The organism is Rhodanobacter sp. FW106-PBR-R2A-2-24, from assembly GCF_058789615.1.
Map to the genome: position 1 here is coordinate 22722 of NZ_JBYTBV010000001.1, position 15862 is coordinate 38583.

Below are 15862 nucleotides of genomic sequence, written 5' to 3' on the forward strand. Positions count from 1 at the left end.
GCCACAAACCTCACGAGGCACGTGGCCACACCACCACCGCCGCCGGTTGGCCCCTGCCGGAGGCAAGCGCCGGTTGGCGGCGGTTCCCGATCAACCTGCCGGGCTGATCGCCGTCACCGTGCTGGCCATACCGGCCGCATGCAGGGTGAATCGCACCGACTCGCCCACCTTCACCTTTTGCAGCAGCGCCGGTGGATCGGCCTTGAAGGTCATGGTCATCGCCGGCCAGCCGATGGCCGTAATGGCCTGGTGCTGGAGCGTGATCGTGCCCTTGGTGGTATCGATGGCCTTGACGATCCCCACGCCCTGCGCCAGGGTGGGTTTGGCCGGTTGCATCCCGGCCATGCCGGGCATGTTCGGATCCATCTGCTGGGCGAAGGCGGCGGTCGAGGCCAAGGCCAGCGCACCGGGAAAGGCCAGGGTAAAAACCTGCTTCTTCATGATTGGATCTCCTGAGGTGGGTGGAACGTCGGGGTGGCTGGTGCGGACTTGCGCAGTCGGTGCCGCATGAGCAGGCGGAATGCGGCTGGCAGGATGAGCATGGACAACAGAGGTGCGGTCACCATGCCGCCGATCATGGGGGCGGCGATGCGTTGCATGACTTCAGAGCCGGCGCCATGGCCCAGCAGGATCGGAAACAGACCCGCCAGGATTACGGCCACCGTCATCGCCTTGGGTCGTACGCGCTGAACCGCGCCTTCGCGGATGGCCGCGTCCAGCGCCTCGATACCCGCCTGCGGGTTGGCCGCGAGTTGCCGATCCCAGGCATGACGCAGGTAAAGCAGCATCACCACGCCAAACTCCGCGGCGACGCCGGCCAGGGCGATGAAGCCGATGACCGTCGCCACCGATACGGCTTGGCCCAGCAACCAGACCAGCCATAGACCGCCGACCAGCGCCAGCGGCACACTCGCCATGATCAGGGCCGCCTCGACCGCGCGCCGGAACACGGCGTAGATCAGCACGAAGACGATGAGCAAGGCCACCGGCACCACCAGCCGGAGCCGCTGGGCGGCGCGGGCCAGGTACTGGAACTGGCCCGACCAGTCCAGCGTGACGCCGGCGGGCAGCGTGACCTGTTGCGCCACCGCGCGCTGGAGCCGGGCGACCACGCCACCGAGGTTGCTGCTATCGGTGTCGACGTAGACGTAGGTGGCCAGCTGGCCGTCTTCGCTCTTCAGCATCGACGGTCCCGCCGCGACCGTGATGTCGGCAATCTGGCCCAGCGTGAGCTGGGCGCCGTTGGCCGCCACGATCGGCAGTTGCCGCAACGCCTGCACCGAGTCGCGGTCCACGCGCGGGTAGCGCACCACGATCGGAAAGCGCTCGCGCCCCTCGATGCTCTGGCCGATGGGATCGCCACCGACCACGGTGGCGATCAACTGCTGCACCTGATCCTGCGTCAGTCCGTAACGCGCCGCCGCGTCCCGATGGATGTGCACGTCGACGTAGCGGCCACTGGCCGGGCGCTCGGCGATCGCCGAGCGCACACCGGGCACGGTGCGTGCGACGGCCTCGATGCGATCGGCCACCGATTGCAGTGCCGCCAGATCGGTACCCAGCACCTTGATGCCGATCGGGCTCTTGATGCCGGTGGAGAGCATGTCGATGCGGTTGCGAATCGGCGGCACGAACAGGTTCGTCAGGCCTGGCACGTGCACGGCGCGGTTCAGCGCCGCCTTGATCTTGTCCATCGTCATGCCGGGACGCCACTGGTCCTTCGGCTTGAAGGTGATCGTGGTCTCGAACATGGGGTTTGGGGAGCAATGGAACGAAAAACCGGGATAAGGTCTATTTATCCATAGAAACCATATAGATAGCCAAACACCCCTCCGGGGGCACTCATCCTCTCAATCGCCTTCCCTATCGTTGGGATCTCGTAGCGGGCGTAGTTCTCCGCGGGCCACTGCCTCGGGCACGGCAAAGGAATATCGGCCGTGCATGTTGATGTGGTCATGGCTGAGCGGCGACAGCCGTGCGACGTCCTCATCCCGTACGGGAAAACCGTCTTGACGCAACTGATCCAGTGCCGCCTCCATGTAGATGGTGTTCCACAAGACGACGATGTTGGGCACCAGGCCCAGCGCGCCCAGCTGGTCCTCCTGACCCTCCTGATAGCGTTGCCGGAGTTCGCCGCGTTTTCCGTGAAAAATGGCGCGCGCCACACTGTGACGCCCCTCGCCACGGTTGAGTTGGGTCAACGTGCTACGCCGCTTCGCCTCATCGTCAATATAGGTCAGTGTGTGCAGGGTCTTTTCAATCCGTCCGAACTCAGCCAAGGCCTGGGCCAGACGGGTTGGACGGTCGCCGATCTGCAAGGTTCGCATGATGCCGTTGGCTGGTACACGACCCAGTTTCAGCGAGCCCACCAGCCGCAGGATGTCGTCCCACTGCTCCTCGATCAATGGCAGTTTCACCCGCTGGCGGGCAACGGCATTGAGGTCGCCGTAGTCGGCCTCGGGATCGATGCGCCAGAATCGCGTGCCGCCGACGTCCGCCAATCGGGGACAGAACCGGTACCCCAGCAGCCTGAACAACCCGAACACCACGTCGCTGTATGCGCCGGTGTCGGTCATGATCTGCGTCGGCTGCAATTCGGTGGGCTGTTCGAGCACCACGCCCAGCAAGATCAAGCTGTCGCGCAGCGTGCCCGGCACGGTGATGTGGTTGAGACCGCTGAACTGGTCGGAGATCAGGTTGTACCAGGTCACGCCGCGTTCCCGACCGAAATACTTCGGATTGGCGGCCGCATGCACAGTGCGCACGGGCACGACGAAACGCATCCCGTCGGCTGACGCCACGTCGCCACCACCCCACTGATGGGCCAGAATCGACCGGTTCTGAGCCGCCACCAGGATGGCATTGGCCGCAACCAGGGTGTCGTTGCGGAGGTAATTCTGGTCGACCCACGACAGACGCGATCGTTTCAGTGCAGCGATGTCGGCACGAACGAGGGGTTCGAAGCCCGTGTTGCTCGCCTCAGCCAGCAATACGGCACAGAGGCTGATCGGAAGCTCCGCAGCACGAGCAGACCGCTCGGTGAGATGGGTGAAGGCATCGGTGAAACCGGTACGGGCCGCAATCTCCAGCAATACCTCTTCAATGTCCACGCGTGGCAAACGCTCATTAACCGCAGCGCGCAAGGCCAGCAAAGACGCTGGTTCTTCGAGCTTGTCGAGGGAGCTGACGACCAGGTCGTTCTCGCCTTCGAACCGCACCGCAGGATTGTCCGGAAGTCGGGACGCTACCGCGCGGTAGGTCTCATCGAGTTCTTTGGTGATCGCGACGAGTGCCGACGAGGGCGTTGGAGACAAGCTGAGCGTGCGGCAGATGATGGGGCGCGCAGTCTCCCATTCGTTGCCGCTCAACAGCCCTGCGCGCGGGTCGGCATACTTCCAACTGGGGGCGACGAACACGTCGCGCCGGCGTAACGACGTATGCAATTCGTCGAGCACGCAGAAAGTGTAGGCCCGATGATCGATGCTGTCGTCGTCGCGAATCGCGTAGCGCTGCCAGCGTTTGCGAATGACATCACGCGGGACGTCGTCGTCGGCCTTGAATCGCCCGGGATGCGAGCGAAGCCATTCATAGGCGGCGACCACAGCCTCGCCTGCGGGACTCGCGCCGAAACGCAGATTCTCCAGCACAAAGGGGAGAAAGCGCCGGATGCGCCGATAGCGTTCGCTCAGCTCGCTGTAAAACACGTCGTCGGGCGGTCGTACCAGGTTGCTCACTTCCTGGAGCGCCTGGGCGAGGACGTCGCGCGGCACCTTGGCGAACAAGGCTTTGCGTAGTTTCTTGTCCGGGAGCGTGCTGTCCAGCACCACTTGGCAAGCATCGGCCAGCAGCGTGGCCGCACGATCCAGGTCTTTCAGCGTGCGCAAGCGTGTTTTCCGATCCTCCTTGCGCGCTGTGGAAAAAACATCCCGCAGCAGCATTTCAAGAACTTCGACGGCGTCATCATGCGCGGTGGCTTCCAGGCAATGCACAAACGCTACGAGAGTGGCAAGGCGGCGAACGTCGGGCAAGCGGCTCACGGCGCTGGCTTTGGCGGCTCCCGCAAAGCGAGCCAGTGCCATGACGCGACTGGCCGGAAGGTGTGACACCCTGGGCAGGTCGATGCCGAGCTCACGAACCTCCCGTAGTCGCATCAGCGTTTGAATGAGTGCCGGTCCGCTGACGCGCGTGGGGCCCGATCGCAGCTGATCCAGCAGTGAGTAGCGGCTGCCGGCTGGCACGATCAACAACTGTTCGAGGCGTTCGCGCTGCCTGTCCAAGAGACGGGTTCCCAGACGCCGCCAAAGATGCTCTTCGACGCGGGCTTTCACGCGAGCGACAAATCGTTCGAGTGTGCTGCGCCCGGGAAGCAGTACCTTGTGCGTCAACAGCCATGTCATGGCTCGCTCGAACAGGACGCTGGGCCGCTCCGTTCCCGTCCAGCAGAGTGCGTACAGCCAGCGACCCAATCGAAAGCCGATAGGCGGTTCGGTGATTTCGACGAAGCCGTATTGACGACAGATATCGCGCTGATGATCCCACCGGAGTTCACCTGTCCGGTAGTCGTCGAGGGAGGGATCCGTGTCCGTAATATCCAGCTGCCTGGCAACGGTGGATAACACCAGCGCAGGGAGATCCAGCGGATCGTCCAGAAATGTTCCCAAGTAGCGCAGCGTCGTCAGCTGCAATGCGATGCCCAAACGATTCGCATGACCGCGCTTGCGCGCGATGTAGGTGCGATCTGCATCGTCGAGATGGAAGTAGCGTGCCAGTTCGTCGCTGGACGGGTTGCCGTTGTACCGGCCGTAATTGTCGCGTTGTCCCTCGGTAACGTAGCTGACCGGCATCAAGGTTTCCTTCTGCGGAGAGTTGGGTAGAAGGTTCCATCACTGAAAATCAAGCCTTTCGCCCATCACGCCTTGGAGCTGGCGAGGTGGGATCGCCTTCAACCATGTTTCTTGGGTTCTGCCGGGAGGCATTGCATTGGCGGTTTCGCCAAGGTCGAGTACGATACATGAATGATAACGACTCGTATTCGCAGCATATTGCGCAACCTCTCCGTGGCCGCCCTTCTGCTTTGGGCACTCCCACTCCCGCGGGCGCATGCTCAAGACGTCAGTTCAACCGTGCCGCAGACATGGCAGATGATCGACTATCTGGCCACGGATTACGCCGGCGCGGTCAAGAACGGAGCGGTGCTCAGCGCGTCTGAATACGCCGAGATGCGGGAGTTCACAGCCACCGTGCATCGCCGCCTTCAGGCGTTGCCGCCGACGCCCGGTACACCCGCGTTGTTGTCCCAGGCCGACCGGCTCATCGCTTCAGTGGATGCGAAGGCCTCGCCAGCGCAGGTGGCGATCGAGGCACATGCCCTGGCCGATGCCTTGCTGAAGGCGTACCCGATACCCACCGCGCCGGCCCAAGCGCCCGATCTGACGCAGGGCGCAACGCTGTACCAGAACCAGTGCGCCATGTGTCACGGCGCCACCGGGCATGGCGATGGTCCCGTGGGGCTGCAGCTCAATCCGCGACCGGTGGACTTCACTGACCAGGCGCGTGCGGACCAGCGCAGCCCGCTGTCCCTGTACGAAGTGATCAGCCACGGTGTCGAGGGAACGCCGATGGCCAGTTACTCGTCCCGGCTGTCGTCGGACGAGCGATGGGCACTCGCGTACTACGTGGGGTCGCTAGCCTATACCCGCGAAGCCACGACCGGTGCGACCCTCTGGCAGCACGATACGGCCGCGCGTGCGCAGATCGCGGACCTGAAGGAGTTGTCGCAAACACGCGTGTCGCAACTGGCTCCTGCACTGGGTGCCGAACATGCCCGCGCGATCATCGGTTACCTGCGTGCGCATCCGCAGGCGATGCAACAGGCGTTGACGGGGCTTCCGCTTGCGCGGGGGCGACTTGCTGCAAGCCTGGCGGCCTATCGTGCCGGCGACGCCAAGGAAGCCACACAACTGGCATTGTCGGCCTATCTCGATGGCGTCGAACCCATCGAACCCCAGCTCAACGCACGCGATGGCGCGCTACGCGCCCGCATCGAAACGGCCATGGGCGCCTATCGCACAGCGGTGTCGGGCAAGGCCGCGCTGCCGGCGGTGACCCAGCAGGCCCACGCCGTGGATGTCCTGCTTGCGCAGGCGCAGGAGGTCACGGCGGATGCGGCGGGCGATCCGGCCGCCACGTTCCTCGGCGCCTTCACGATTCTGGTTCGCGAGGGTCTGGAAGCCTTGCTGGTGGTCGTCGCCTTGCTGGCCTTCCTGCGCAAGGCAGATCGACGCGTGGAAGTGCGTTACGTGCATGCCGGCTGGATTCTTGCCTTGGTGGCCGGCGGGATCACCTGGGCACTGGCCAGCTATGCCATCTCGATCAGTGGCGCCGGTCGCGAACTAACCGAGGGCCTGTCTTCGCTGTTCGCCGCCGTGGTGCTGCTCAGTGTCGGCTTGTGGATGCACCAAAAGAGTATTGGTGGACGCTGGCAGGCCTACCTGAAGGAAAAGATGGCCGCGGCACTCGACCGACGTTCGGCGTGGTTCCTGTTCGGCCTCGCCTTCATTTCGGTGTATCGGGAAGTGTTCGAGACGATCCTGTTCTACGCCGCGCTCTGGAACGACGGCCAGGAAGTCTGGCTGCTGGGCGGCATTGCGGCCGGCGCGGTGACCTTGGGACTGATCGCCTGGCTCCTGCTGCGCACCAGTCGGCGTCTGCCCATCGGCAAGTTCTTCGCGGCGAGTTCGATCCTGATCGCCGTGCTGGCCGTCGTTCTCGCGGGTAAGGGCATCGCCGCGTTGCAGGAAGCTGGCTGGGTGTCGGTGACGGTCGCCCCGGTGCCGCACATTGAACTGCTCGGCATCTATCCGACCTGGCAGACGCTGCTCGCACAAATCGCCGTGGTCCTGATGCTGAGTGCGGGTTTCATGTTCAATATGCTTCGTGGCCGTAGCGCTCCCGACGCATTGCCCGCATCCACCACTACACGCCCGGAAGAGGATCGCGCATGAGCGACTGCGGTTGCCACGCCGAAGCCGCCAGCGAGGCGGAACGCCGCATCCTGCGCATCGCGCTCGGTCTCAATGCCACCATGTTCGTGGTCGGTGTCGTGGCCGGCCTGATCGCCCAATCGATGGGCCTGGTCGCTGATTCGCTGGATATGCTGGGCGATGCCTGCGCCTACGGCATCGCCTTGCTGGCGTGGACACGCAGCGCCTATTTCAAGGCGTCGGCCGCGCACTGGAATGGAACCTTGCTGGTGGTTCTTGGCGTCGGCGTACTGGTGGGGGTGCTCTGGCGTCTGGTGACCGGTAGCCACCCGGAAGGCCTATGGATGATGAGCGTTGCCTTCGTTTCCTTGATCGTGAATGCCACGGTGCTGAGGCTCTTGGCGCGATTTCGTCACGGTGAAGTGCATCTGCGCGCCATCTGGATATGCACGCGGGCCGACGTCATCGCCAATCTGGCGGTGATCGTGTCCGGTGTGCTGGTGCTTCTTCTGCACAGCGCCGTGCCTGATCTGGTGATCGGTACGGCCATCGCCTGCTACGTGCTGAAGGAGGCGTTGGGCATTCTGCGCGAAGCGAAGGACGCACGGATCGCCGCCATTGCACCGAACGGCAAGCCATGACGTCGCCGATCTCGGGATTTGGCTCGATGGTTTACGCCGTTGACCTTCGACTGTTCAACGCCATTCATTCGCCGGTGCCACCGTCGCCAGCGATGCTTCATGTGGCGCGCGTCCTGGCCGATGGACCGTTGATCCTGACAGCTCTCCTTCTTGGGTGGATGCTGATGGTTCCTCGCCAGTCGATGCGCTTGATCGCCCTGAAAGCATCGGGTGCCGCCGCTGCAGCATTGCTCGCGAACCTGATCATCGGCTTGGTTTGGGATCGCGCACGTCCCTTTGTCGCTGGAGTCGGTCAAGCATGGGTGTCTCATGCGGCGACCGGCAGCTTTCCCAGCGACCATCTGACTGTGCAATGGGTGGTGGCCGGCATACTGTTGCTGAATCAATGCAGCCGGCCTTGGGGCATCGGGATCGCACTGCTCGGCCTGCCGATGGCCTGGGCACGGATCTACTTGGGCGTGCACTACCCCGGCGATATGCTGGGAGCCCTCGGGATGGGCGGACTGGCCATGCTCAGTGGCTGGCTGTGGTTTCGCCGGTCCGTGACATCAGCCATCGCGCCATTGCCATCTCAGGGATAAGGTTTCGCCCCGCTGCGAAGCGAGGGTCTAGTGCGCTGCGCCGGGTGAGGTGAACGTGCAGCCTGTCGCGCGGGCCGATTCGTCCGTGGTCGCGTGATCGGTTTGCAAGGTGGTGTGCGTGATGGCGAAACGATCATGCAGCATCGCTTCGATCTCTCGGCGCACATCGTGGCAGTCGATGTCGTGATTCACGTAGATGTGGCCCGACAGTGCCGGCATGCCCGAGGTCACTTCCCACACGTGCAGATCGTCCAGCCGAGTCACCGCCGGCATGGCACGGATCGCCTCGGCAATGGATACTGGGTCCAGACCGCGTGGTGCCGCTTCCAGGAAGATGCGGCCCGAGTCGCGCACCAGTCCGATACCGGCTTTCAGCATCAATCCGGCGACGACCAGTGCGGCAAGGGAGTCCACGCGATTCCAACCCGTCCACCAGATGATGGCACCGGCAATGGCAGTGGCGATGAAGGCGTAGAGATCGGTGAGGATGTGCTGGAAGCTGCCTTCCACGTTGAGGCTTTGCCGGTTGGCCTTGCTCATCGCCCACACGGCGAGCAGGTTGACGCCAATACCGACCACCGCGATCACCGTGACCAGCAGACCTTCCACCACCGGCGGGTCGATCAGCCGGCGGATCGCCTCGACGATGAACCAGACCGACAGCAACAACAGCGTCAGCCCGTTCGCCTGGGCGCTCAGGATTTCGACCCGCTTGAGTCCGAACGTGTAGCTGCCACTGGCCGGGCGGCTGGCCAGACGCATCGCGACCAACGCCAACCCGATCGAGCCCACATCGGTGAGCATGTGCCCGGCATCGGAAATCAGGGCCAACGACTTGGCCAGGATGCCGACCACCACCTCGACCGCCATGAAGCCGAGCAGCAGCAACAGCGCGATGGTCAGGTACTTCTTGTCCGCATCCGGTGCCACGCCATGGCTATGGTCGTGATGATGGTCATGTTCGTGGGGCTTGGTTGTGCCCATAGGAGTCTCCAGTGCGGCGGCCACTCTACGTGAGCGCCAAAGTGTTATGACATGACATCGGGAAGGACGGGCGGGAGTGACCCGCCCGTCTTCTTCATTCAGCCCCTTGACCGTCGATGGGCCACGCCCGATCCACCGTGCTCTGGTAGACCCAGCCGGCCACACTCTGACCGGTGCGCCCGTGCAGGCGGATCAACTGCACCGCCCGTTCGGCCTGATCGTCCTCACAGAACACTTCGAGCTTGATCTGCCGGGTCACCCGTTCGCCCAGTTCCATCGAATAGACCTGTTCCTGGCCGTTGAGCGCGGTCAGCAGACCTTTGACGTCGCTCACCGACAGGTAACGAAACCCCGCTTCTTCCAGCGCATGGATGACGTCGACCACGCGGCCACGATGGATGAAGGCCTTCACTTCTTTCATGGGGTCTTCTCCTTGGCGAGGCGCCGGGCGGCGCGTTCTTCGATCCAGTCGTAGAGCACCGGCAGCAGCACCAGCGTCAGCAAGGTCGAGGTGATCAGACCACCGACCACCACGGTGGCGAGCGGGCGCTGGGTTTCCGCACCCACGCCACTGGAGAGCAGCATCGGCACCAGGCCCAGGATCGCTACGCTCGCGGTCATCATCACCGGGCGCATGCGCAGGGCCGTACCGCGGATCACTGCCTCGCGCACAGGCAAGCCTTTCTCACGTTCTTCGTTCAAGAAACTCACCAGCACGATGCCGTTCAACATCGCCACGCCGAACACCGCGATGAAGCCGATGGCCGAGGGTACCGACAGGTATTGCCCGGTGATCGCCAAGCCGACGATGCCGCCGATGGTGGCAAACGGCACGTTGGCCAAGATCAGCGTGGCGTGCTTCACCGAGTTGAACGCGGTGTAGAGCAAGACAAAGATGAAGAAAATCGTCGCCGGCACGATCAGCGACAATCGCTTCAACGCCCGCTGCTGGTTCTCGAACGCGCCGCCCCATTCGCTGTAATAGCCAGTCGGCAACTTCACCTGTTGCGCGATGGCCGCATTGGCTTCCTTGACGAAGCCGTCGATGTCACGACCGCGAACATCCATCTGGATCACCGCATAGCGCTGCAGTTGTTCTCGACGAATGAACGAGTAGCCTTCCGCATCGCTGACCTCAGCCACCTGCGACAGCTGCACCAGTGCGCCGCTGGGCGTGCGGATCGGAATGCGCTTGATCGCCGGCAACGAGGCCTTGTCCGCATCGTCCAGCCGCACGGCGATGTCGAAGCGTTTCACGCCGTCGAGTAAGGTCGTCACCGGCTCGCCGCCGATGCCGTTCTTCACCACGGTGAGCACGTCGTCGGCGTTCAAGCCGTAACGGGCCAGCGCATCGCGATCCACCTTGATGCGGATCTGCGGCTTGCCGATGTTCGCCTCCAGCGCGAGATCGGCGACGCCAGGCACCCCGGCCAACACGTTCTTGATGCGACTGCTCAAGCGATCAAGTTCGCCCAGGTCATCGCCATAGATCTTCAGTGCCAGCGTGGCGCGCACACCCGAGATCAGTTCCTCGATGCGCATCTGGATCGGCTGCGTGTAGCTCACCACCGCGGTGGGCAGCGCCGCCGACAGTTCCTTCTGCATCGCTTCCTCGATGCTTTCCAGCGTCTCGCCCTTGCGCCATTGATCCTTCGGTTTCAGCGGCGTGTACACCTCCATGTAGTTCACATCCGCCGTTTCGCCTTTTTCGGCGCGACCGATCATCGCCAGCGTGGTTTCCACTTCCGGAAACTTTTGTTTGACCAGTGTCGACACTTGCTTGGAGATGGCGATCGATTCGTCCAGCGATGCCGACGGAATCGAGGTAATGCGCCACATGATGGCGCCTTCCTTCAGGTTAGGCATGAACTCCTTGCCGAGGAACGGGAACAGCGCGAGGCTGCCGACCAAGGCTCCGGCGGCGATGCCCAGCACTAGCTTGCGGCGCGCCAGCGCCCAGGCGAGCACCGTGGCGTAGTGGCGTTTCAGGAACGCCACCAGCCAGGTGTCCTTTTCTTCCTTGGGTTTCAACACCAGCGCGGCGAGCACCGGGATCAGCGTCAAGGCGAGAATCAGCGAACCGGCCATCGCGAAGCTGATATTGAACGCCATCGGCTTGAACATCTTGCCTTCCAGCCCTTGCAGGCTGAACAGCGGAAGGAACACCACGATGATGATCCCGATCGCGAACGTCATCGGGTTGGCCACCTCGCGGGCGGCCGCCAGCACAGCCGACGTGCGATCGACTGGGCCGCCATGCGCCTTGCGCTCGGCCATGATGCGGTAGGCGTTTTCCACCATCACCACGGCGCCGTCCACCATCATGCCGATACCGATCGCCAGGCCCGCCAGCGACATCAGGTTGGCCGACAGGCCGACCTGATTCATGCAGATGAAGGCGATCAGCATCGCCAACGGCAACGCCACGACGACCACCAGCGCGCTGCGAAACTCACCCAGGAACAGGAACAGCACCAGTGCCACCAGGATCGAACCTTCCACCAGCGCACGCACCGCGGTGCCCACCGCCGCGTTGACCAGTTCGGTGCGCTCGTACACCGGCTTGACTAGGGGTTCCACGCCGGAACCGCCGAAAATTCCGAAAAACAGTGTAACTAATTGTTCTAAAAACCCTCTACTAGCCGTCGAGATGTTGGGGTGTCCCTCAACCCAGTTCAACCTCGGCGACGAGCGCGTCCAAATCGATCATCTTTCCGTTGTTCTGGAAGGTGTAGTGGCCGTTGAGCAGGATGTGCCGCCAAGCTGCCGGCGATATCTGGGTGATCATTGCCACGGCCTTGGCATTGCCGGTCGCTTCGTACTTGGTCAGTAGCCGCGAGAGGATGGCCGAGTTGTAATAGATGATCGCATTGGCAATCAGACGAGCACACTGGTTGCTAATCTCGATTTCGATGTCGGTACGCCCGGTCAATTCCTTCTTGCCACCAACCTGGGCGATGGTCGAGCGTAGCTGGTGGTACGACTCGATGCGATTCTGTGAACGATGAACGTTTCGTTCGACCTTCGGATCACGCAGGTAGCGCAGCGTATAGATGCTGCGGATGAGCTTGTCGAACTCGAAGATCGCGCGCCGCGTCGGGTTCGACTCGGTGTAGGTGCACAGCTTGCGGATCAGCGTACCCTGCGTCATTTCCTTTAGGCCAAGCGTGGCAACGATCCGGTCAATGTTCACCTTCTCGCTGACGATGAGCTGTCGATCGATCTGGCCGACTGGCTGGATCAGGCACTTTTCATACTGCGCAGGGTTGTCAGCGCAATGCAGGTCCTTCAGCTGACGATCGAGGTCGACGAAGCGTGGCTCGAAACGCCGCCCGAACCAGTGAAGTATGGCGAAATTGGCCTTGTTGACGCTGTGCATGTCGCCGGTGATCGCCGTCGGCATGATGTCCGAGGTGTTGCGATACCAGATGTCGAACACATGATGAGCTTCGTAGTCGTGCGCACCGATGAGGTAGCTGTTGATCGGCGCGTGGTTGCACAACAGCGTGTAGGCGACGACGCCCTTGCCGCGTCCGAAGTATTTGCGCGAGTAGCGCGCTTTCACAGTGGGCCGCTCGACACCGAATTTCTGGCCGTCGACGGCGCCGTATAGCGTATCGAGGTCGAACGAGTAATGCGGGAAGATCGGTAATGCGGCGATAGCGTTGCTGATGAGATCGTTGGCTGCGTGCAGCGTCGCTTGTCGAAGGTATTGCTGGTAGGTGTTCTCCAGGACGTGGTACGGAATGTCGCTGGTGCGTGCCATGACCTGATTACCATGGTTCATGGCCTGCGCCATGATAACGGCCATCAGACTGTCAGCGTCCGCCACCTTCTTTGCGTAGCGTGGCTGCAGTGGCGTGAGTGCCGACAGGAACTGGCACTGGTCGTTGACGAAGCGGAACACGTCGGCGACATCGCAGTGCGGTAACTGATCGTAGAACGCCTGTTCGCTTACCTTCGGGGCTTCGCCCTTGGGCTTGTGCCAGACAAGCGTCTGTGTGACCTTATCGTAATCCAGATGCTTCAGCTTGCCCTTTTTCAACTCGCGGTTGAAGTCCAGCCATTGCGTGTGCAGTTCGGTCGCCAGAGCATCGAGCTGGTCGTCGATCGGCTGCCGCAGGAAAGGGATATCCATCTGGGCGAGTACATCCGGCTTCTCGCTCAGCGACACCAGCTCATCGGAGAAGTGACGATGCTGCAGGCTGTCGTCGATGTAGACCTCGCCCGACTGGAGCCGCTTTCTGATCTGGCGGTACAACCAGAATTCGTAGCGATCGGCCTGCAAGCCGCTCGGTTGGCCATCGGCATCGAAAGTGAGCAGGTGCGCGCGCAACCGTTCTGGCAACGTGGCGGCTGGGCATTCGGCAACCGGCCGCAGCGATAGCCGCTGCTGCTTGGCGAACATGCTCTTGGCCCAGGCCAACTCCGCAAGCCACGGGCTGTTCGGATCGGTGCCGGCGAAATCGAGTGCAGCATATAGCGGCCGAAGATGACGACGCATGCGCCCAGCCAAACTGTCCACCGCCTTCCAGTGCAGGGCCAGCTTGTTCGCTGGCTTCACGCTCATACGTTGGCCTATGACTTGAAGCGTATCCTTCGGCAGGATCTTGTAGGCCTGCTTTCGCACGTGACCGAATGGTGTGGCGTCGACCACGGTGTCATCGACATATAGCAACAGTAGACGCCCTACACGAGGGGATTCCTGTTGCCTCTGCAACTGCTCGGCAACAAATGAATTCTTTGCGCCGGCACGGCTCTCGTCCTCCACTCGCTTCATGTGGTACGCCATGGCATCGACAAGATTGTCGGTGAGTTGCCGGTAGCGCAGCCATGCGTAGCACAGCAGATAGAGGTGGGTCTGCTCCGGTTTGAGGTCACGCAAGTCGTGGATGGTGTAGAAATTCGCCAAGCTGGCGTAGTACAGCAGGTTCTGTTGTGAGATGCCCAGCTTGGGTAGCAGCGTCTTGGCGATCTCGTGCAATGGCTCCAGCGTGACGCTCTTCTCGCGCTCGCGGGCCATCTGGCGCCAACCGAAGTCTTTGGCGTCTTGCTTGAGTGCCGCCAGTTGAGACAGGGTGTCATCGCGCACCAACAGCTGGGCCAATGCAGCTTTGGTCGATTCATCGAGCACTTCAGCCAGGAGGCCGCCCAGACGCAGGCGTTCGGTGGACAAGGCGTCACTGATCAGCTCTTGCAGGGTGGTGTAGCCAGGCCGGATGATCTTGTGTTCGTTGATCCAAACAATCAGCTCCGCGGCGACGAAGCTGGGTGTTACGTCGCGCAGAACGATTTGCGCGGCCTGCTGCGCGAGCTGTGGCACAAACCTACTTGTCCATGGCTGGTAGCCGAACAGCCTGGCGATCTGCTCGCGCTGGGCGTAGCGCTCGTGTTTGGTGATTGATTCGCGCTTGAATCGCTTGCCATGGAAGTAGCGGCTGAGTACGAAGGTGCGGTCATCCTCGACATCGTCCAAGTCGAAACGGAAGAAGGCATGCTTGGCCTTGAAGTAGCCGATCTGCAGGGCGCAATAAACCTTCGCATGCATGCCTGACCGGCTACTGGCGAGCGCGAGTTCAGCTTCTGTCAAAGCCAGGTATTCCAACCGCTGCGCATCATCGAAATCTGGCAGGCCGTACAGGGCTTCCTGTTCGGCTTCCGAGAGGACGGCCAGTCGCTCGTTTTTCGCAATCATCGTGGCGTGGGAAGTGCCGGCGTAGCCGCTGTCTGCAAGTTGGTGCTGATCGGAAGAAACGGCACACTCGCGTCCATATAGCGCATGGCCGTATCGACCTTGCGCCATCCCACATACACCATCAGGCTCTTGAGATCCCAGCCGCTGGCGTTCGCCCAGTTGGCGAAGCCGCGCCGCAGCGAATGTCCACTGTAGGCATGGGCCTGGGACAAACCGGCCTGGGCAAACGCCCGACGCAGGATCGGCACGATACTGTCGACATCGAGTGGCGTTTCGCCCAGCTTTCCCCAGCGATTGATGGCAACGAACAGCGGCCCTTCCGTTCGTTTGGAGGCGGCGATCCATGCCTGGACAGCGTCGATCGGGCACCAGCGCGACAACGCCGGCATCTTGAATGTTCGGCCATGGTTGTCCCGATCCGTCTTGCTGCGCGGCAGGAACCCTGTCAAGCCTTCGCCAAGCCGAAGATCGATGTGTTCGATACGTAAACGGGTCAGTTCATCGGCGCGGAATCCTTGCCAGAAACCCAGCAGCATCAGGGCCCGATCGCGCCGATATTGCAACGTGCGCAACCTATCGTCATTCTGTTCTGCGAGTGAGCCTGCGGTATCGAGCCAGTCTGCCACCGTGCCCAGTTCAGTCAGTTGCAGAGGGATAGCCTGTTTCTCGACAGCCGGATGCAAGGCCCTGATGCCCTTGAGCACTTTCCGCACTAGCGGCATGCGCGTCGGATCAGCAAACCCCTGTTCAATGTGCCAGTTCGCCAAGGCCGCCAAGCGTTGCCGGAGCGTGTTGATGGAATGTTGTTCCGCGTAATCCGCCAGATATCGCGCCACACTATCGGCCGTCGTTGGCAGGTGCCCGCCCCATTCCACCTCAAAGTGGCGGATGGCCGAGGCGTAACTTTGCCGTGTATTGACGCGCGTTGCGGCATCGAGATATGGGCGGAGGTCAGCCATGGGGGTGATTTGACCATAT

General features: G+C 62.2%; 9 protein-coding genes and 2 pseudogenes. 3 read left to right on the forward strand and 8 right to left on the reverse strand.

Annotated features, from left to right (window positions below):
- Window positions 1-90 precede the first annotated feature (90 nt).
- The 3 genes and pseudogenes from AC3WQA_RS00110 to AC3WQA_RS00120 all read right to left on the reverse strand — a co-directional run bounded on the left by AC3WQA_RS00110 (window position 91) and on the right by AC3WQA_RS00120 (window position 4844).
- The gene (locus AC3WQA_RS00110) at window positions 91-441 is read right to left on the reverse strand and encodes a copper-binding protein (protein WP_369492406.1); all 351 of its coding nucleotides are present in this window, start codon (window positions 439-441) and stop codon (window positions 91-93) included.
- A pseudogene (locus tag AC3WQA_RS00115) lies at window positions 438-1763 on the reverse strand (efflux RND transporter permease subunit); the annotation flags it as partial. The gene AC3WQA_RS00110 and the pseudogene AC3WQA_RS00115, both read right to left, overlap by 4 nt.
- Before the next feature lie 87 nt (window positions 1764-1850).
- Window positions 1851-4844, reverse strand: a complete 2994-nt coding sequence (locus AC3WQA_RS00120) for a Tn3 family transposase (RefSeq protein WP_492673242.1) — start codon at window positions 4842-4844, stop codon at window positions 1851-1853.
- A gap of 171 nt (window positions 4845-5015) precedes the next feature.
- Between AC3WQA_RS00120 and AC3WQA_RS00125 the strand changes: the two genes are divergently transcribed.
- The 3 genes from AC3WQA_RS00125 to AC3WQA_RS00135 are packed head-to-tail and all read left to right on the forward strand — an operon-like array spanning window position 5016 to window position 8205.
- Window positions 5016-7004: an FTR1 family protein gene (locus AC3WQA_RS00125; RefSeq protein ID WP_492673243.1), complete on the forward strand. Its 1989-nt coding sequence runs from the start codon at window positions 5016-5018 to the stop codon at window positions 7002-7004.
- Entirely contained in the window at window positions 7001-7624 is a 624-nt protein-coding gene (locus AC3WQA_RS00130) for a cation efflux transmembrane domain-containing protein (RefSeq protein ID WP_027489457.1), read from the forward strand. The genes AC3WQA_RS00125 and AC3WQA_RS00130 overlap by 4 nt, the downstream gene beginning before the upstream one ends.
- Window positions 7621-8205 (forward strand): phosphatase PAP2 family protein, encoded by a 585-nt coding sequence (locus AC3WQA_RS00135; RefSeq protein WP_008216069.1) that lies wholly within the window; start codon window positions 7621-7623, stop codon window positions 8203-8205. Before AC3WQA_RS00130 ends, AC3WQA_RS00135 begins: the two co-directional genes overlap by 4 nt.
- Before the next feature lie 27 nt (window positions 8206-8232).
- Here the strand turns inward: AC3WQA_RS00135 and AC3WQA_RS00140 are convergent, their stop codons facing one another.
- The 5 genes and pseudogenes from AC3WQA_RS00140 to AC3WQA_RS00160 form a co-directional block, all read right to left on the reverse strand.
- A complete protein-coding gene (locus AC3WQA_RS00140; RefSeq protein ID WP_231378292.1) occupies window positions 8233-9213 on the reverse strand; it encodes a cation diffusion facilitator family transporter in 981 nt (326 codons plus the stop codon).
- 70 nt (window positions 9214-9283) lie between these two features.
- Window positions 9284-9610: a P-II family nitrogen regulator gene (locus tag AC3WQA_RS00145; protein ID WP_008209838.1), complete on the reverse strand. Its 327-nt coding sequence runs from the start codon at window positions 9608-9610 to the stop codon at window positions 9284-9286.
- Window positions 9607-11760: pseudogene (locus tag AC3WQA_RS00150) on the reverse strand (efflux RND transporter permease subunit); the annotation flags it as partial. The pseudogene AC3WQA_RS00150 and the gene AC3WQA_RS00145, both read right to left, overlap by 4 nt.
- Window positions 11761-11854: 94 nt before the next feature.
- Complete coding sequence (locus tag AC3WQA_RS00155; RefSeq protein ID WP_369501542.1) at window positions 11855-14884, reverse strand: Tn3 family transposase; 3030 nt, start codon at window positions 14882-14884, stop codon at window positions 11855-11857.
- Window positions 14881-15843, reverse strand: a complete 963-nt coding sequence (locus tag AC3WQA_RS00160; protein ID WP_008214102.1) for a site-specific integrase — start codon at window positions 15841-15843, stop codon at window positions 14881-14883. Before AC3WQA_RS00160 ends, AC3WQA_RS00155 begins: the two co-directional genes overlap by 4 nt.
- Window positions 15844-15862: the final 19 nt, after the last annotated feature.